This window comes from Stenotrophomonas sp. EMP41, assembly GCF_047495535.1.
GTDB lineage: Bacteria > Pseudomonadota > Gammaproteobacteria > Xanthomonadales > Xanthomonadaceae > Stenotrophomonas > Stenotrophomonas sepilia.
Window position 1 is genome coordinate 3,607,647 of the sequence record NZ_CP179923.1, and the last position, 16,667, is coordinate 3,624,313.

Annotated in this window: 18 protein-coding genes and 2 tRNA genes; 10 read left to right on the forward strand and 10 right to left on the reverse strand. The window is 67.1% G+C overall.

Translation table 11 applies throughout. The features are described 5' to 3' along the window. Nucleotides 1-45 precede the first annotated feature (45 nt). From ACMGRF_RS16540 to ACMGRF_RS16560, 5 genes are all read left to right on the forward strand, one after another. Nucleotides 46-840 (forward strand): SDR family NAD(P)-dependent oxidoreductase, encoded by a 795-nt coding sequence (locus ACMGRF_RS16540; RefSeq protein ID WP_049439061.1) that lies wholly within the window; start codon nt 46-48, stop codon nt 838-840. 98 nt (nt 841-938) lie between these two features. Further along, nucleotides 939-2,828 carry an MFS transporter gene (locus ACMGRF_RS16545; RefSeq protein ID WP_049410662.1) on the forward strand — a complete coding sequence of 630 codons (1,890 nt, stop codon included), beginning with the start codon at nt 939-941 and terminating at the stop codon, nt 2,826-2,828. A gap of 229 nt (nt 2,829-3,057) precedes the next feature. Beyond that, complete coding sequence (locus ACMGRF_RS16550) at nt 3,058-3,345, forward strand: CD225/dispanin family protein (protein WP_005419784.1); 288 nt, start codon at nt 3,058-3,060, stop codon at nt 3,343-3,345. A gap of 34 nt (nt 3,346-3,379) precedes the next feature. Next, a complete protein-coding gene (locus ACMGRF_RS16555) occupies nt 3,380-3,658 on the forward strand; it encodes a CD225/dispanin family protein (protein ID WP_005419785.1) in 279 nt (92 codons plus the stop codon). Nucleotides 3,659-3,701: 43 nt separating this feature from the next. Then, nucleotides 3,702-4,127, forward strand: a complete 426-nt coding sequence (locus ACMGRF_RS16560; RefSeq protein WP_005419786.1) for a DUF2752 domain-containing protein — start codon at nt 3,702-3,704, stop codon at nt 4,125-4,127. A gap of 556 nt (nt 4,128-4,683) precedes the next feature. Here the strand turns inward: ACMGRF_RS16560 and ampE are convergent. From ampE to ACMGRF_RS16585, 5 genes are all read right to left on the reverse strand, one after another. After that, a complete protein-coding gene (gene ampE / locus ACMGRF_RS16565) occupies nt 4,684-5,571 on the reverse strand; it encodes a regulatory signaling modulator protein AmpE (RefSeq protein WP_049415384.1) in 888 nt (295 codons plus the stop codon). 146 nt (nt 5,572-5,717) lie between these two features. Then, a complete protein-coding gene (gene nudC, locus ACMGRF_RS16570) occupies nt 5,718-6,623 on the reverse strand; it encodes an NAD(+) diphosphatase (protein WP_049415385.1) in 906 nt (301 codons plus the stop codon). A gap of 119 nt (nt 6,624-6,742) precedes the next feature. Continuing rightward, nucleotides 6,743-7,135 carry an iron-sulfur cluster insertion protein ErpA gene (gene erpA, locus ACMGRF_RS16575; protein WP_005419789.1) on the reverse strand — a complete coding sequence of 131 codons (393 nt, stop codon included), beginning with the start codon at nt 7,133-7,135 and terminating at the stop codon, nt 6,743-6,745. A 31-nt stretch (nt 7,136-7,166) separates the two neighbouring features. Continuing rightward, on the reverse strand, nt 7,167-7,631 hold the full coding sequence (locus ACMGRF_RS16580; protein ID WP_049415389.1) for a bactofilin family protein: 465 nt from the start codon (nt 7,629-7,631) through the stop codon (nt 7,167-7,169). Nucleotides 7,632-7,635: 4 nt separating this feature from the next. After that, nucleotides 7,636-8,379, reverse strand: a complete 744-nt coding sequence (locus ACMGRF_RS16585; protein WP_005411304.1) for a DUF6776 family protein — start codon at nt 8,377-8,379, stop codon at nt 7,636-7,638. Between the two features lie 179 nt (nt 8,380-8,558). Here ACMGRF_RS16585 and ACMGRF_RS16590 point away from each other — a divergent pair, with 179 nt between their 5' ends. Genes ACMGRF_RS16590 through ACMGRF_RS16600 form a run of 3 tightly spaced genes read left to right on the forward strand, consistent with a single transcriptional unit; the run spans nt 8,559 to nt 13,346 of the window. Continuing rightward, the gene (locus tag ACMGRF_RS16590; RefSeq protein WP_049415391.1) at nt 8,559-9,176 is read left to right on the forward strand and encodes a DUF4126 domain-containing protein; all 618 of its coding nucleotides are present in this window, start codon (nt 8,559-8,561) and stop codon (nt 9,174-9,176) included. A 44-nt stretch (nt 9,177-9,220) separates the two neighbouring features. Continuing rightward, on the forward strand, nt 9,221-11,110 hold the full coding sequence (locus ACMGRF_RS16595) for an EAL domain-containing protein (protein WP_049438871.1): 1,890 nt from the start codon (nt 9,221-9,223) through the stop codon (nt 11,108-11,110). Nucleotide 11,111: 1 nt separating this feature from the next. After that, on the forward strand, nt 11,112-13,346 hold the full coding sequence (locus ACMGRF_RS16600) for an ATP-binding protein (protein WP_180879600.1): 2,235 nt from the start codon (nt 11,112-11,114) through the stop codon (nt 13,344-13,346). A gap of 1 nt (nt 13,347) precedes the next feature. Here the strand turns inward: ACMGRF_RS16600 and bfr are convergent, their stop codons facing one another. The 3 genes from bfr to ACMGRF_RS16615 form a co-directional block, all read right to left on the reverse strand. Further along, a complete protein-coding gene (gene bfr, locus ACMGRF_RS16605; protein ID WP_005419804.1) occupies nt 13,348-13,818 on the reverse strand; it encodes a bacterioferritin in 471 nt (156 codons plus the stop codon). A 142-nt stretch (nt 13,819-13,960) separates the two neighbouring features. Further along, nucleotides 13,961-14,170 (reverse strand): bacterioferritin-associated ferredoxin, encoded by a 210-nt coding sequence (locus tag ACMGRF_RS16610; protein ID WP_005411309.1) that lies wholly within the window; start codon nt 14,168-14,170, stop codon nt 13,961-13,963. Between the two features lie 203 nt (nt 14,171-14,373). Then, on the reverse strand, nt 14,374-14,997 hold the full coding sequence (locus tag ACMGRF_RS16615; protein ID WP_005419809.1) for an RNA pyrophosphohydrolase: 624 nt from the start codon (nt 14,995-14,997) through the stop codon (nt 14,374-14,376). Between the two features lie 121 nt (nt 14,998-15,118). Between ACMGRF_RS16615 and ACMGRF_RS16620 the strand changes: the two genes are divergently transcribed. Next, nucleotides 15,119-15,195, forward strand: a tRNA-Met gene (locus ACMGRF_RS16620). Between the two features lie 55 nt (nt 15,196-15,250). Continuing rightward, a tRNA-Gln gene (locus tag ACMGRF_RS16625) sits at nt 15,251-15,325 on the forward strand. 323 nt (nt 15,326-15,648) lie between these two features. Here the strand turns inward: ACMGRF_RS16625 and rpsI are convergent. Both rpsI and rplM read right to left on the reverse strand, forming a co-directional pair. Continuing rightward, nucleotides 15,649-16,041 carry a 30S ribosomal protein S9 gene (rpsI, locus tag ACMGRF_RS16630; protein WP_005411311.1) on the reverse strand — a complete coding sequence of 131 codons (393 nt, stop codon included), beginning with the start codon at nt 16,039-16,041 and terminating at the stop codon, nt 15,649-15,651. Between the two features lie 2 nt (nt 16,042-16,043). After that, nucleotides 16,044-16,472, reverse strand: a complete 429-nt coding sequence (gene rplM / locus ACMGRF_RS16635) for a 50S ribosomal protein L13 (RefSeq protein WP_005414692.1) — start codon at nt 16,470-16,472, stop codon at nt 16,044-16,046. Between the last annotated feature and the right edge of the window lie 195 nt (nt 16,473-16,667).

Genomic DNA, 16,667 nt, shown 5'->3' on the forward strand with positions numbered 1-16,667 from the left:
CGCCGCCACGCGGATACTGGGCAGCTCCCGCCCCGGATCATCACCATGAAAATCGAACTCAGCGGCCGCACCGCGCTGGTGACCGCCTCCACCGCCGGCATCGGCCTGGCCATCGCCCAGGGCCTGGCCAGCGCTGGTGCGCGGGTCGTTCTCAATGGCCGCAGCACCGACAGCGTCGAGCGCGCCCGCCGGCACCTGCTCGCGGCCGTGCCGGGAGCCGACGTACTCGGTATCGCCGCCGACCTCTCCGATGCGGCCGGTGTCGATACGCTGCTGGCTGGGTTGCCGAAGATCGACATCCTGGTCAACAACGCCGGCATCTTCGGCCCAGAGGATTTCTTCCAGACCGATGACGCCACCTGGGAGCGCTACTGGCAGACCAACGTGATGTCCGGCGTACGCCTGTCGCGTGCGCTGCTGCCAGCGATGGTCGATGCCGGCTGGGGCCGCGTGCTGTTCATCTCGTCCGAATCGGCGCGCAACATCCCGGCCGACATGATCCATTACGGGGTCAGCAAAACCGCGCAGCTGTCACTGTCGCGCGGCCTGGCCAAGCGCGTGGCCGGCAGCGGCGTCACCGTCAACGCGGTGCTGCCTGGCCCGACCCTGTCCGACGGCTTCGCGGCGATGTTCGAGGATGAACGCCGGCGCAGCGGCAAGCCACTGGAGCAGATCGGCCGCGAGTTCGTGATGGCGCATCGGCCGTCTTCGGTGATCCAGCGCACCGCTACGGTCGAGGAAGTGGCCAACATGGTGGTGTACCTGGCCTCGCCACAGGCCTCGGCGACTTCCGGGGCAGCGCTGCGCGTGGACGGCGGCGTGGTCGACGATATCGTCTGAGGGTGCTGGCAGGTGTGCGGACCAACGGTCCGCACCCACAGGTCCGCACCCACAGCGGATGGGCAGGAATGCTAGGCTGCGCCGGTCAAGGAGGTTCCATGTCCGGTCACAACCAGTTTGCCCTGCTGCGCCAGCGCCGTTTCCTGCCGTTCTTCGTCGTACAGGCGCTCGGTGCGTTCAACGACAACGTGTACCGGCAAGCGATCATCAGCATGTTGCTGTTCATGGCCGTGCCAGAGGAGGAACTCGGGCTGTACGCCACGTTGGCACCAGCCATCTTCATCCTGCCGTACTTCCTGTTCTCGGCACTGGCCGGGCAGATCGCCGACAAGCTGGAAAAATCGCGGCTGATCGTGATCACCACCACCATGGAGATCGTGATCATGTCGCTGGCGGCCGCCGGTTTCCTCACCCAGAGCCTGCCGGTGTTGCTGGTCGCCCTGTTCTGCACCGGCATGCAATCGACCCTGTTCGGCCCGGTGAAGTATTCGGTGCTGCCGTCGGTGCTCAGGCCCGAGGAACTGACCGGCGGCAACGGCCTGGTCGAGATGGGGACCTCGATGTCGATCCTCTCCGGCATGATCGTCGGCGGCCTGGTGTTCACCGTGGCCGGCAGCCACGGCACGGTGGTGGCTGCGTGCGCGATCATCGCCCTGGCGATCTGCGGCAACATCGCCGCGCGCCTGATTCCCAGGGTCGATGCCGGCGATCCGAACCTGAAGATCAACTGGAACCCGTTGCCGGAATCGCTGGCGGTACTGCGCATGGCGCGCCAGCAGAAGGCCGTGCGCAACTCGATCCTGGGCGTGTCCTGGTTCTGGTTCGTTGGCACCGTGCTGACCTCGCAGTTGCCGGCCTACGCGGTGACCAACCTGGGCGGCCAGCCGACCCTGTACATCTTCGCGCTGGCCCTGTTCTCGGTGGGCACCGGCGTCGGCTCGCTGCTGTGCGAGAAGCTGTCAGCCCGTACGGTGGAAATCGGCCTGGTACCGCTGGGCGCGTTCGGCATGACCGCGTTCCTGCTCGACCTGTACTTCGCCCGCAGCGGCGAAGCGACGGTGCACGGACTGACCATCGCGCCGTTCCTGCAGCAGCCCGGCAGCATCCGCATCGTCATCGACCTGGTCGGCATCGGCCTGTTCACCGGCATCTTCGTGGTGCCACTGTTCGCACTGATCCAGAGCCGCACGCCGAAGGCGCAGATGTCGCGCGTGTTCGCCGCACTCAACATCCAGAACTCGGGCTTCATCGTCGCTGCGGCGTTGCTGTCGCTGGCCGCGCACAAGCTGCTGCACTGGACCATTCCGCAGCAGTTCCTGGCGCTGGCCATCGCCAACGCGCTGGTGGCGATCTACATCTTCACCATCGTCCCCGAATTCCTGATGCGCTTCCTCAGCTGGCTGATGGTGCGCACCCTGTACCGGCTGCGCCCGCACGGCATCGAGGCCAACGTGCCCGACGAAGGCGCCGCACTGCTGGTCTGCAACCACGTCAGCTACATGGACGCGCTGATCCTGTCGGCGACGATTCCGCGCCCGGTGCGCTTCGTCATGTACTACAGGATCTTCAACATCCCGGTAATGCGCTGGATCTTCCGGACCGCCAAGGCAATCCCGATCGCCGGTGCTCGCGAAGACCCGGCACTGATGCAGCGCGCGTTCGACGAGATCGACGCTGCGCTGGCCGAAGGCGAACTGGTCTGCATCTTCCCCGAGGGTGCGCTGACCCGCGACGGGGAGATGGCGCCGTTCAAGTCCGGCGTCGAGAAGATCCTCGAGCGGCGGCCGGTGCCGGTGGTGCCGATGGCCCTGCGCGGCATGTGGTCGAGCATGTGGAGTCGCCGCGACAGCCGCCTCGGCCGCATGCGGGTGCCGCGCCGTTTCCGCGCTACCGTCGAGGTCGTGGCGGCACCGGCCGTCGATGGCCACGCCACCCGCGCCCCGGTGCTGGAGGCGCAGGTACGGGCCCTGCGTGGCGATCACGCCTGATCGGCCCAGCGGCCGCCGGTAGCCCTTCCAGGCGATAGCCCCAATCCTTGGAATGACGGCCTCTGTTTCATGGCAGAGGCCCGTCAAATAGCGCCCAGTCACGGGCCACACACTCCACCATCTGACTGTAAACGCATACATGCAGCGCAGGTTGAGGTAGATTACGCACCCACAGGGGGGAGGTTCGGCCAATGCACCATGGCCGGCCACCAAGGAATGGAGTCTTGCTTTGAATCAACCGCCACCGCTCAGCCGTCCGGTCTACATCCCCAACCATCTGGTCTGGGCGATCCTGACGACGCTGTTCTGCTGCCTGCCGTTGGGCGTGGTGTCGATCGTCTATGCCTCCCAGGTCGATGGCCGCCGCGCGGCCGGCGACCTGCCGGGGGCCTACAGCGCGTCGCGCAAGGCGGGCTGGTGGGCGGTGGCTTCGGCCGTGGCCCTGCCGGTCCTGTTGCTGTTGTGGTTCGGGCTGTTCGGCGGCTTGGCCGTACTGGGCGCTCTTTCCGACCAATGATTCACCACCACCACCCATCAAGGAGCTTGAACCCATGAATACCGCCACTCCGCAGGTCCCGAACAATCTGGTCTGGGCCATCCTGAGCACCCTGTTCTGCTGCCTGCCGGCCGGCATCGTGTCGATCGTCTACGCCGCCCAGGTCAACGGCAAGCTGGCCGCTGGCGACATCGCCGGTGCCCAGGAATCCTCGGCCAAGGCCAAGAAGTGGGCCATCTGGTCGGCCATTGCCGCCGTCGTGGTCGGCGTGCTGTACGGCATCCTGATCGTCGCTCTCGGCGGCATGGGTGCGATGAGCAACAGCGGCTACTGATCCGCGTGGACGGATCCGGCGCCTGCGCCGGATCCGTTGCTGCATGTCCGCACTGCCCACCCGATCCCGACTGGCCCGCTGGGCACCGCTGCTGGCCGCCACCGGCCTGGCCGCCGGTGCCGCGCTGGTGCTGCGCAACGTCAATCCGTATGTCGCCGGCAATCCCTTGCCGAGCTGCCCGCTGTACGCGCTGACCGGCCTGTACTGCCCGGGCTGTGGCAGTACCCGCTGCCTGTATTCGCTGGTCCATTTCGACCTGCCCGGCGCGATGGCGATGAACCCGCTGCTGGTCATCAGCCTGCCCTTCCTCCTGCTGATGCTGCTGAACGTCGCCGGCATCCGTCCGCGCCTGCTGGACCCGCTGATGCGGGTGCTGGCCAATCCCACGTTCTGGCTCTGGGTACTGCCCGGGTATGCGCTGCTGCGTAACCTGCCGTGGGCACCGTTCACGGCGTTGGCACCGGTCTAGTTTCCAGCCAACGGCGCAGCCCCTCGTGGTGGGCGGCGTTTGAAGGCAGAAGCCCTGGGGTTGGCCGGGCGGGATGGGTTTGCGGGGGACGCCGTGAATCCGTCCGTGGAGGCTTGGCCGCGGCATCCATGCCGCGGACACCCCCGCAAACCCATCCCGCCCGGCCACGGACAGTTTCCGTGTGCGTCCACCACGGAAAAGAAAGAGAAGATCAAAAGCGGAAGCGGATCGCTTCGCTCTGTATCCACGCATGGCGTGGATCGACCGTGTCGACCAAGGTGGACACCCACCGGCAGTCGCGGTTGACCCACCGTCACCGGGAAACTGTCGGGGGTGGGGCGGTGTGGGGCAGCAGGACCGTTGGCGCCATGGATGGCGCCATCGAGCCCCCAGGGACGGGTTTACGGCGTGTCCTGCAGCCCCACACCGCCCCGCCCAACCCTCAGCAATCCAGAGCCGCTTTGGCTTTGGCTCTGGCTTTGGCTCTGGCTTTGGCTTTGGCTCTGGCTTTGGCTTTGGCCTCTGCAGGTGCAGGGCTGCAAGCCCTGCAAAACAACTACGTCACCCAACCTGCAATCACCAGCAACGCGAGGATCGCCAGCCACAGCAGCAGCATCCGCCACACCAGGCTCATCGCATCACGCAGGTCCGGCAGCCGCTGCCACACCGGCAACAGCCCCGCCTCGGTGTAATCGTGCGCGTCCTCGCGCAGTTCGGCGTTGACGCTGGCCCGCGCCACCGCGCCCAGGAACCCGATGGTGCCGGCCAAGCGTTCGCCATGGGCCTGGCGCCAGGCCTTCCACGCCGTATCGAAGTTGCCGACCAGCGCCATCGAGAACGCCATCAGCTGCGCTACCGGCCACTCGATCCAGCCCAGCAGGCGCTGCGCCAGCGCCAGCGGCTCCACCGGCACGCGTGCACGCATCGGGCTTTCCGCCATCAACGCCAGCAAGCGGTAGCCCAGCGCACCGGCCGGGCCCAGCAGCAGGAACCAGAACAGCACCGCGAACCAGCGACGCAGCGCATTGAGCACGGTCGCTTCGACCAGCGACGGCACATCTTCGCGCAGGCTGCCACCGGCGGCCTGCAGGTTGCGCACGGCGGCCTGCCGCGTCGCGGCGTCGTCCGCATCAATGATCGCTTCAATATCACGATCCAGGTCGCGCGGCCCCCAGCACCAGGCCAGCACGGCCACACCCAGCAGCAGCGACGGCAGGCCGAACAGCACTCCGCGCAGCAGCCACGCCAGCAGCCCCATCAGCAGCAGCGGCGGCAGCAGCGCCAGTGCCACTCCAGCCGGTCCCTGCCAGGCCTTGCCACCACGCGCGTCCAGCCAGCCCAGCCAGCGCCGGAAGCCGTCGAAACGGCGCATCGAGGCGGCAGCGGCCGGGGCAACGTGGCCCAGGGCCAGCGCCACCAGCACGGCGGCCAGAGTGGTGAACATGGCAGGTCTCCCTACGAAACAGAACGCTCGGCGTCGCTACCTTACCTGTCGCAGCGGTGCCCTCGCGGGTGAACCGGACTGTAACCCGGGCCGTGTTCAGGTGGCGGCAATACAGCTGCCACGACCGGCCCTGCCGAAACGCCGACTCAGCCTCGCTGCTGGCGGTACCAGTGTTCGATCAGGCCCCGCGAAATCGAGATCGGTGGCGACAGGCGGATGCCCTGGCCGTCGTCCTCCACATCGCGCGCCAACGCGGCGCCGACCTCGTCGGCACTGAACCAGCGCGCGTCTTCCAGCTCGCCATCCACGGTCGGCAGGTCGTCATGCGCCTGTGCACGGAAGCCGACCATCAGCGCGCCGGGGAACGGCCACGGCTGCGAACCGAGGTACTGGCAGGCGGTCACCCGCACCTTGCTCTCCTCATGGACTTCGCGCACCACGGTCTGCTCGAAGGTCTCGCCGGGTTCGACGAAGCCGGCCAGCACCGAGTAACGGCGCGGGGCCCAGTTCGACTGCCGGCCAAGCAGCAGCCGGCCCTGGTTTTCCACGGCGACGATCACCGCCGGATCGACGCGCGGATAATGTTCGGTGGAACACTGCGCGCAACGGCCGACGAAGCCGCCACGGGCAAACGCCACCGCGCCGCCGCATACGCCGCAGAAGCGGGTGCGCGAGTGCCAGTAGGACATGCCACGGGCATAGCTGAAAGCGGTGGCATCGGCCATCGGCCACAACAACGCAGCCTGGCGCAGATCGAGTCGGCGTGGCGCGTTCACGGTGACATTGGTGGCTTCAACCGAGAACCATGCCTGATCACCGCGCAGCCCCAGGAAAACTGCGGCGCCCGGGCCACCGCCGATGTCGGCGCCGGTCAGCGCCAGCGGCTGGTCGTCATCGCCGGTGAAGGCACTGCCGTCCTGATCGAGCACGAGGATGCGCGCGCCCGGCCACAGGCGTGCCAGTGCATCGGCATCTTCGCGCAGGGCATCGGCGCGCTCCAACGGTTCGCCAACGAAGGCGAAACCGGAAAGCGGCGAAGGAGTATTGGGCATCCGCCAAGCGTGCCGCCAATCGATGCAGGTGGCAAGCCGCAGGCTTCGCGGAAACCGCCTGTGGGTGTGCCGCTTGCTCCACACACCTTGTCGCGCGGGACACAGGCCCCGCGCCCTGCTTACATGCTGAAACTGCTGCCGCAGCCGCAGGTGGTCTTTGCGTTCGGGTTGCGGATCACGAACTGCGCACCCGTCAGGCTCTCGGTGTAATCCACCTCCGCGCCCATCAGGTACTGCAGGCTCAGCGGGTCGACCAGCAGGGTCACCCCGCTGGTCTGTACCGCCAGGTCATCCTCGGCACGGTTCTCGTCGAACTCGAACCCGTACTGGAAGCCCGAACAGCCGCCTCCCTCGATGTACACACGCAGGGCCAGGTCGGGGTTGCCCTCTTCCTGGATCAGGGATTTGACCTTGGCGGCCGCCGACTCGGTGAAGTTCAGCGGGCGCTCCAGCGACTGGTAATCGGGCGCGGCAACCGGGGTGGCGCCGGGCAGGGAGACTAGCGTGCTCATGCTGCCAGCATGGGGGTGCCGACGGCGGCTTTCAAGCCATCGCCTCGGCCAGCTTGCGACGCGCGGCGGTATCGCCCTTGCCATCCGGGGCGTCTTCGCCTTCCGGCGCCGGCAAGGCTGCCATCGGGGCGCTGGCATGGATCAGGCGGCCGTTCAGCTGCGCGCCCGCGTTCATCTCCACCACCTGGTAATGCACGTTGCCGTTGACCCGTGCGCTGGGGGTCAGCTCGACCTTCTCGGTGGCGTGTACATCGCCGTCCAGGCGGCCGCTGATGACCACCACCTGGGCCCGGATCTCACCCTCGATCACGCCATGCTCGGCGACCGTCAGGGTCGCGCCGCTGGCGCCTTCGGCGGCGATCACCTTGCCGTGGATGCGGCCTTCCACATACAGGCCCCCGCTGAATTCCACATCACCGCGGATCACCACCTGGTTGCCGATCAGGGCATCCACCACCAGCTGGCCTTCACGGTTGGATTTGCTGCTTCCGAACATCTGCCTACTCCCCTTTGCTGGCCGGCGCACCGGCCTGTTTCCAGTCGAATACCTGGGTGGTACCCCCCGTACCACTCCCCAATGTCACCCGCACGCGTTGCGGGGTGAAGTCAGCCGGCAGCATCACGCTGCCGGTGAGCTGCTGGAAGTACCGGAACGAGTAGTCCTGTCCCGGCACCTTGCTGCGCTGGTGCAGATCATCCCAGCTGATCGTGGCTAGCTTGCCGTTCTTCACGCCTTCCACGGTGAAGCGCATCTGCCCCTGGCTGATGGCCCCGCGGTTGAGGTTCTGGGTCAGCACCGCGGTGTACTGCCAGGTGCCGGCCGCTTCCGGGCTGAACTCGATCGAATGGGTGTTCAGGCCCTTGCGCTGGCTGGTCGAGCCGACCAGCCGCTCATAGAAGGCAACATCGGCGCGCAGCCCGGCGATTTCCTCATCGCGCTCGGCCAGCGAGGACTGCACCTCGGTATTGGCGGCACGGCTGATGCGGTCGGAGGCTTCCAGCGTGGCCTGCTTCTGGCGCAACTCGGTCAGCTGTGCCTGCAGCGTCTCGGCACGCTTCTCGGCGGCCTGCAGGCGCTGGCCCTGGGCATCGCGCGGGGTGGCCATCCAGCAGCCGCCGAGCACCGCCAGCACCAGGCTGAGCAGCCAGATGCCGCCGATCACCAGCAGGCGGCGACGGTCGGCAGGCGGTTGCGGCGCGCCGGGCAGGCGGACCTGCACGCGCATGGGAGGACGGTTGGTCATGGGTGGTTTCCGGGGTATCGCAAGGGCGACACCGGTACGGCCCCTGTGGCAAACGACGGGCTAGTGTATGACAGGACGGGTGGGTTTCCTGCGCAGCGGCCGGCCACGGTCTGTGGCGTTCAGGCACGCCATCGTCGATAGTGTGGCCCCCTGCACAGTTCCGTCGCCGGAGCATCGCCATGACCGAGGCCCACCTGTTCGTGATCGGCATCCTGCTGGCCTGGCTGGCCGGTATCCGCGTCTACCTCACCGTGTTCGGTGTCGGCCTGGCCGGGCTGCTTGGCTGGGTCGATCTGCCCCCCGCCCTGCAGGCCACCGAATCATGGTGGGTGCTGGGCACCTCGGCGGCGCTGGCGGTGACCGAGTTCTTCGCCGACAAGATCCCTGGCGTGGATTCGGTGTGGGACCTGGTGCAGACGCTCGCGCGCGTACCCGCCGGCGCATTCCTTGCGGCGGCCACGCTGTCGCCGGATGGCCAGCTGGGCACCGGTGCGCTCGCCGCCGGTGCCGGCGTCGCCCTGGCCAGCCATGGCCTGAAGGCCGGTACCCGCGCCCTGCTCAACACCTCGCCGGAACCGGCCAGCAACTGGGTCGCCTCTGCGGCCGAAGACACCGTCGTGATCGGTGGCCTGGCCCTCGCGCTGGCACACCCGTGGATCGCGCTGATCGTGGTGCTGGCCTGCAGCCTGGCCGGTGCGCTGCTGGTGTGGCTGGTCTGGCGCGCCCTGTGGAAGGGTGTGCGCTGGCTGGCGCGCGGTGCATCGGCAGCACCGCCAGGGCACACCGGTACCGGCTGAGCGCCGGGCTTGTCGCATAATGGACGCGAACACCAGGAGCACCGATGGCCGCAAACGAATCCCCCGCGGGCGCCCGCCCGGGACGCGCTGAAACCCCTCCGGCCGACCATTGGCAACGCTGGGCCCCCGAGACGGCACCTCCGGCCGTGGACCCGCCGATGGCGGCGACCCCATCTCCTGTCGCGGCCGATGCGTCTACGCCGGCCAACAGCGCGCCGCCGCCGCTGCCCGGCCCGATCGCACTGGCCGACGCCGGCAACAACGATCTGGCCCCGTCGCCATCGGACTCGCCCTACCGCGTGCTGATCGTTGAGGACGATCGCGCGCAGGCCCTGTTCGCGCAGAGCGTGCTGCACGGCGCCGGCATGCAGGCGATCGTCCACAACGATGCCGATGCCGCGCTGCAGGCCATCAAGGAGCACCGCCCCGACCTGATCCTGATGGATCTTCATCTGCCCGGCCTGGACGGCATGCGCCTGACCGCGCTGATCCGCCAGCAGCCCGGCCTGCAGCTGCTTCCGATCGTGTTTCTCAGCGGTGATCCGGATCCGGAGCGCCAGTTCGAAGTCCTCGACAGCGGCGCGGACGACTACCTGAGCAAGCCGATCCGGCCCCGCCACCTGATCGCAGCGGTGGCCAACCGCATCCGCCGCGCACGAGCCCAGGCCGCGACCCTGCCCGGCGCCACCGGCGCACCGGCCACCAGCAATCCGGAAACCGGCCTGCCGACGCGCCACCACGTGCTGCAGCAGCTCAACACCGCACTCGCCCACCGCGATCAGGGCGGCGTGTTCTTCATCGAAGTGGCCAGCGCGCTGGGCCTGCGCGAACGCTATGGCTATGCCGCGTTTGAACGGCTGATGGTGCAGGCCGGGCAGCGCCTGGCCGAAGCCGGCCATCCGCACCTGCTGGCACGCCTGAACGACAACAGCTTCCTGCTGCTGGCCCGCAGCGCCGACGAGGACGCCCTTGAAAGCATCGCTGCCAGCCTGCGCGAGCAGCTGTCGGCACGTGCCTTCGTGATCCGCGACGACGAATCCGTGCACCTGCGCGGCGTAGTCGGCTATGCACCGCTGTCGCCGGGCTTCGACGATGCCAACAGCGCGTTGGAAGCCGTCGAGCGCACCACCCTGCAGGCGCGCCTGCTCAGCGCCGGGGTGGCCGGCCATGTGCACCGCCAGGCAGTCACCGAACAGGAACACCTGGCGCTGCTGGAAGGACAGCTGGAACTGGCCTATCAGCCGATCGTCGCTGTTGCCGGCGGCAACACCGCGCAGTACCAGTTGCTGTTGCGCCTTCGCCAGGCCGACGGCACCGTGCTGGCGGCCGGGCAGGTGATCCCGGCCGCGGAAGCCGCAGGCCGCATCGCCGATCTCGACCAGCAGGTGATGGATCACGCGCTGGGGCTGCTGGACCTGTACCGCCACGCGACGCAGCCACTGAACCTGTTCGTCTCGCAGTCGCTGCGCACCCTGCAGCGCGACGCCTTCGCCGACTGGCTGCTGGAATCACTGCAGCAGCGCGACCTGCCGGGCAGTGCACTGGTGATCGACGTGCGCCTGCCGGACGCACTGATCCACACCGTGCCGCTGCAGCAGTTCTGCCAGCGCATGGCCAGTGCCGGGGTGCGCTTCTGCCTGAGCCAGTTCGAACCCAGCGGCGAGGCCGATGCCCTGCTGAACCAGCTGCCGCTGTCGTTCGTGCGCATGGCTGCGCGCTTTTCCAGCAGCCATGCCAATCCGGCCACGCGCGAGGAGCTGCGCAAGGCGATCGATCAGGCCCATGCCGCCGGGCTGCAGATCATCGGCCAGCAGATCGAGGATCCGCAGGCTGCGGCGGCGATGTGGGTCGGCGGCGTCGACTACATCCAGGGCAACATGGTGCAGTCGGCCGGCAGCGACCTGAACTTCGACTTCCACAACGCGGTGCTCTGACGTGCCACTGTGGGGCGTGCTGCTGGTTGCTCTTGCCGCGGCCACCATCGCGCTGATGGTGCTGGGCCTGCGGCTTCGCGCGCGCGACCGTGCGCTGGCGCAGTTGCAGCGCACGCACGGCGCGCTGGCCGCTGAACGGGACCAGCTACGCCATACCACTGAACGCCAGGGCCAGCTGGAACAACAGCTGCTGCAGGCCAAGCAGGCCGCCGAGGCGGCCGTGCTGGCCAAGGGCGAGTTCCTGGCCACGATGAGCCACGAGATCCGCACCCCGCTCAATGGCATCCTGCCGATGCTGGAGCTGATCGCACGCGGGCCACTGGGCGAGGACCAGCGGCAGATGCTGGCCACCGCCTCGGCCAGCTCGCAGCAGCTGCTGCGCATCGTCGACGACATCCTCGACTACTCCCGGCTGGAAGCACAGGCACTGGAGCTGGAAATCACCAGCTTCAACCTGCGCGATCTGCTCGATGGCGTGGTGCAGCTGATGCAGCGTGCCGCCGACGCCAAGGGCCTGGCACTGGGCCTGCAGCTGGACCCATCGGTGCGCCTGCCGGTGCGCGGCGACCCGGTGCGCCTGCGCCAGGTGCTGAGCAACCTGCTGGCCAATGCGATCAAGTTCACCGCCCGCGGCCAGGTGCAGCTGCGCGTGCTGCGCCTGGGCGAAAGTGCCGCGCAGCACCAGCTGCGCTTCGAGATCATCGATACCGGCATCGGCATCGACGACACGCTGCAGGCACGCCTGTTCCAGTCCTTCAGCCAGGCCGACGCATCCACCACGCGCATCTACGGCGGCACCGGCCTGGGCCTGGCCATCTGCAAGCGCATCATCGACCTGATGCACGGGCGTATCGGTGTGCAGTCCACGCCCGGCCAGGGTGCTACGTTCTGGTTCGAGATCCCGCTGCTGAAGGTTCCTGGCGACCTGCCGGCGATGGCGCGTACGCCGGCACCGCTGCTGCTGTTCAGTGCCGATGCAACGCTGCAGGCCCGCATCGAGCGCGTCGCCGCCCACCATGGGCTGCAGGTGCAGCTGCTGGCGCAACTGGACAGCGTGGTCGAACGCCTGCGCGCTCCCGCGCGGCCCGGAAAACCGGCACCAGCCTGGCTGCTGGTCGATGCGCGCGCACGCCGCAACGGCGAGGCCACGCTGCAGCTTGCACTGGGGGAACGCGGCGACGACGATGCACTGCAGGTACTGTGGCTGCAGGAGGATGCGATTGCGCAACGCCCGCGCCAGCACCGGCTGCCCTCCCACTTCGACGACGCCGCCCTGCATGCACTGCTGGCGGCACCGGTCGCCTCTGCCCGCCCCGCTGCGCTGCTGGCCAGCGCGGAACACGAGCAACCGGCTGCCACGCTGCCGCCGCTGCATCTGCGCGTGCTGGTGGTGGAGGACAATACGGTGAACCGGATGGTGGCCGAGCAGCTGCTGCGGGTGTTCCAGTGCGAGGTGCGCAACGCCGCCGATGGCGAACAGGCGCTGGCCGCCCTCCGCGAAGGCGGGCTGGACATCGTGCTGATGGATTGCCAGATGCCGGTGCTGGACGGCTACGCCGCCACGCGCCGCTGGCGCGCCGAAGAAGCGGAAACCGGGCATGCGCGACTGCCGATCATCGCGATGACCGCCAATGCGATGGCCGGCGACCGCGAGCGCTGCCTGCAGGCCGGCATGGACGATTACCTGTCCAAGCCGATCGCGCGCGCCACGCTGCATGCGCTGCTGCAGCGCTGGGGTGGCGATAAAGCCGCATCACCTGCACGGCCTTCTGTAGAGCCGGGCCAGGCCCGGCTGACGGCCAACAGCAGTCACGCTCCCTCAGCCGAGCACGGCTCGGCTCTACAGGACGATGACAGCCGAGTCGGCTCCAGGCCACAGCCGGTGCTCGACCGCGATGTGCTGGATGAACTGCACGCGGTGATCGGCGATGCTGCCACCCAGATCGTCACGGTATTCCTTGAAGATGCGCCGGCGATGGTGCAGCAGTTGCAGCTGGCCGCGCGGAACAGCGATGAATCGCGCCTGCAGGCCGTCGCGCACAGCCTGAAATCATCAAGCGCGAACGTGGGGGCGTTGTCGCTGTCGGCGATCGCGCAGCGGATCGAGCACGAGGCCCGTAGTGGCAGCCTGCAGCGCCCCGCAGTGGCGGTGGCGCTGCTGGTTGCGGAATTCGCCCGGGCGCGCGTTGCACTGACGGGCTACCTGGCACAGCATCGCGCCGGCCAGGACCGCTGATTCACTCTTCCAGCTTGCTCAGCAGGTACTTCGGCTCGCCGATGCGCTCGATCAGGTCGAGCTGGGTTTCCAGCCAGTCGATGTGTTCTTCCTCCGAGTCGAGGATCTTCACGAACAGCTGGCGGCTGACATAGTCGCCGACCGAATCGGAATAGGCCACCGCCTCGCGCAGGGTGACCACGCCATCGCGTTCCAGCGACAGGTCGCACTGCAGGATTTCGGTCGGGTTCTCGCCGATGCGCAGCTTGCCCAGCGCCTGGAAGTTCGGCAGGCCTTCGAGGAACAGGATGCGGTCGGCGAGCATGTCGGCATGCTTCATCTCGTCGATCGATTCCTTGTACTCGTGTTCGGCCAGTTCCTTGATGCCCCAGTTCTTCAGCATCTTGGCGTGCAGGAAGTACTGGTTGATCGCGGTCAACTCGTTGTAGAGGACCTTGTTGAGGAATTCGATGACCTTGGTGTCGCCCTTCATGGGGTTGCTCCTGCACGCTGAAAACGCAGGCACTTTAACGCCTTGCGCGCGGTGGTGAAGGAACGCGAATCGTGCGCATTGGCCTGCGCGGCTGCAGGTGAAGGACGCGAAAGCGCGGCGTCAACAGGCCGCGAGGAAACGATCAGGCGACCTGGGCGAGGCCCAATACCGGCAGCGGCAGATCGTGCGTCGCGCGTGCCTTGGCCAGCAGGTCGCCGGCCATGTCCAGGCACGAACCGCAGGTGGCACCGCAACCGGTACGCATGGTCAGTTCGGCCACCGTGCTGACGCCATGGCTGGCGGCTTCGCGGATCTGGTGGTCGGTGACTCCGTTGCAGATGCAGACGTACACAGGCGGGAACCGGGCTGGCAGGCCAGAAGCGGCCTGTTGCGTATTCCAATGGAAACGAGAATGGTTGTCAATCAGAGACCTGAACCATTCTCGATACCGTTCAGAGTCGGATTGACCGGCCCGCCGGACAGCCAAGTCCTGCTGGAGACAGCCGGCGGGTACGCGTTGTGGCGGATCGGCCGGCAGCCTGCGTGGCCTCCCACTCAAACCGCCCCGGACTCCCCCTTGGCCTTGCGCGGCCAGTAGCCGCCGCGCTTGGGCGTGCGCTTCCGGGGCCTGTCGTGGCCGGCTGCGTGGCCCGGCATCCAGGCCTCGGCGGCACTCTTGGGCATGGCGCTGACGCCCTGCCCGGCCACCCCACGCGCCAACGGCGCCAGGTGTCGCAGCGCGCGCGCATAGACGCCACGCTTGAACATCACCACATGCTCCACCGGGTACCAGAAGTCCACCCACCGCCAGTGGTCGAACTCGGGCGAGTCGGTATGGTCCAGCTGCACATGCGATTCATCGCCGGTCAGGCGCAGCAGGAACCAGACCTGCTTCTGCCCGATGCAGACCTGCCGCTCATTGCGGCGGATGGCCCGCGCCGGCAGCTTGTAGCGCAGCCAGCCGGGCGTCGCCCCGAGCACTTCCACGTGCTCAGGCAGCAGGCCGGTCTCTTCCTGCAGTTCACGATACATGGCCTCGACAGGCGTCTCGTCGGTGTTCATGCCACCCTGCGGGAACTGCCAGCCGTCCCGGCGCACGCGTCGTGCCCAGAACACCTGGCCGTCCTGCCGCATCAGCACGATGCCGACGTTCGGTCGATAGCCGTCCGGATCGATCACGATGCGGACTCCTAAGAAAATCTACTGGTCGGGACTATCCCATGCCCTCTGTCGGCCCACAAGCACGGCACAAAAGTGTTGACAGGGCCGATACACATCCGCAGAATAGCGGGCTCACCAAGGCTATGTAGCTCAGCCGGTTAGAGCACAGCACTCATAATGCTGGGGTCGGTGGTTCGAGTCCACCCATAGCCACCACATTGAAAATCAAGTTGTTTTTCAGTGTGGAAAGTGAGAAAATAGTTGCACGTTTTGCCCCGTCGCCAAGCGGTAAGGCACCTGACTCTGACTCAGGCATTCGGTGGTTCGAATCCATCCGGGGCAGCCAAATTAAAAGCAAAAGGCCAGATCGAAAGATCTGGCCTTTTGCTTTTAATTTGGTCACGCATTCCACCTTATCCCCGCGCCTGTCGGCGCGCCCCCTTGAACAACAAGGGGGCTGTTCTCCAGAGAGAGGCCCGGGGTCGGATCCTTTTCCAAAGGAAAAGGCTCTGACCCCACCCCTCCCGAGATGCGGAACCACGGGTAGTGCCGGCCGCTGGCCGGCAACCAGGAAATCCATGACCCCAGAACGACAAAAGCCCGGCCGAAGCCGGGCTTTTGCTTTCCCATCCAGCGGGCTCCCGAAGGAGCCCAACCAGGCGCGGTAGATCAGCGCTTGGAGAACTGGGTGGCGCGGCGGGCCTTGTGCAGACCAACCTTCTTACGCTCGACTTCACGGGCGTCACGGGTCATGAAGCCGGCCTTGCGCAGCTCGGACTTCAGGGTTTCGTCGTACTCGACCAGAGCACGGGCGATGCCCAGACGGATCGCACCGGCCTGGCCGGTGGTGCCGCCGCCAGCGGCGGTGACCAGGATGTCGAAGCTTTCGGTGTTCTTGGTCAGCTCGAGCGGCTGGCGCACGATCATGCGCGCGGTCTCACGACCAAAGAACTCGTCCAGCGGACGACCGTTGACGGTGATGTTGCCCGAACCCTTGCGCAGGAACACGCGAGCGGTGGAGGACTTGCGGCGGCCAGTGCCGTAGTTTTGAGTGATAGCCATGATTAGATATCCAGAACCTGCGGCTGCTGTGCGGCGTGCGGATGCTCAGTGCCGGCGTAGACCTTGAGCTTGCGGTACATCTGGCGACCCAGCGGGCCCTTCGGCAGCATGCCCTTGACGGCGATCTCGATCACGCGCTCCGGGTGGCGCTCCAGCGCCTGGGCCAGGGACTCGGTCTTCAGGTTGCCGATGTAACCGGTGAAACGGTGATACATCTTGTCCTGCAGCTTCTTGCCGGTGACGGCAATCTTTTCTGCATTGATGACGACCAGGTAGTCGCCGGTATCAACGTGCGGGGTGTAGACCGGCTTGTGCTTGCCACGCAGACGGCGGGCCAGCTCGGTGGCGAGACGGCCCAGGGTCTTGCCCTCGGCGTCGACGAGGTACCAGTCGCGCTGGACGGTCTCGTTCTTGGCAGTGAAAGTGCTCATGAAGAACTCTATGTTAGGTCGGGCTCATTGCGGCGAACGGCTCGCCGGAACTCTGCCACGCGTTGTGAAAGGTGAAGCGTAAGAGGCGGGATTGTACGCAGGTCCAGCCCCCGGCGCAAGCCCGTCATGCCCTGGGTTGGCAGGGGGCCGGAGCCGGGGGAGAATCGAGGGGTCTTCCGTCCCGCCGCGTACCGC

Excerpts from the sequence above, each read along its gene's own strand:
- ACMGRF_RS16540 (WP_049439061.1), top strand. The coding sequence starts at position 46 with ATGAAAATCGAACTCAGCGGCCGCACCGCGCTGGTGACCGCCTCCACC.
- ACMGRF_RS16545 (WP_049410662.1), top strand. The coding sequence starts at position 939 with ATGTCCGGTCACAACCAGTTTGCCCTGCTGCGCCAGCGCCGTTTCCTG.
- ACMGRF_RS16555 (WP_005419785.1), top strand. The coding sequence starts at position 3,380 with ATGAATACCGCCACTCCGCAGGTCCCGAACAATCTGGTCTGGGCCATC.
- ACMGRF_RS16560 (WP_005419786.1), top strand. The coding sequence starts at position 3,702 with ATGTCCGCACTGCCCACCCGATCCCGACTGGCCCGCTGGGCACCGCTG.
- ampE (WP_049415384.1), bottom strand. The coding sequence starts at position 5,571 with ATGTTCACCACTCTGGCCGCCGTGCTGGTGGCGCTGGCCCTGGGCCAC.
- nudC (WP_049415385.1), bottom strand. The coding sequence starts at position 6,623 with ATGCCCAATACTCCTTCGCCGCTTTCCGGTTTCGCCTTCGTTGGCGAA.
- erpA (WP_005419789.1), bottom strand. The coding sequence starts at position 7,135 with ATGAGCACGCTAGTCTCCCTGCCCGGCGCCACCCCGGTTGCCGCGCCC.
- ACMGRF_RS16580 (WP_049415389.1), bottom strand. The coding sequence starts at position 7,631 with ATGTTCGGAAGCAGCAAATCCAACCGTGAAGGCCAGCTGGTGGTGGAT.
- ACMGRF_RS16585 (WP_005411304.1), bottom strand. The coding sequence starts at position 8,379 with ATGACCAACCGTCCTCCCATGCGCGTGCAGGTCCGCCTGCCCGGCGCG.
- ACMGRF_RS16590 (WP_049415391.1), top strand. The coding sequence starts at position 8,559 with ATGACCGAGGCCCACCTGTTCGTGATCGGCATCCTGCTGGCCTGGCTG.
- ACMGRF_RS16595 (WP_049438871.1), top strand. The coding sequence starts at position 9,221 with ATGGCCGCAAACGAATCCCCCGCGGGCGCCCGCCCGGGACGCGCTGAA.
- bfr (WP_005419804.1), bottom strand. The coding sequence starts at position 13,818 with ATGAAGGGCGACACCAAGGTCATCGAATTCCTCAACAAGGTCCTCTAC.
- rpsI (WP_005411311.1), bottom strand. The coding sequence starts at position 16,041 with ATGGCTATCACTCAAAACTACGGCACTGGCCGCCGCAAGTCCTCCACC.
- rplM (WP_005414692.1), bottom strand. The coding sequence starts at position 16,472 with ATGAGCACTTTCACTGCCAAGAACGAGACCGTCCAGCGCGACTGGTAC.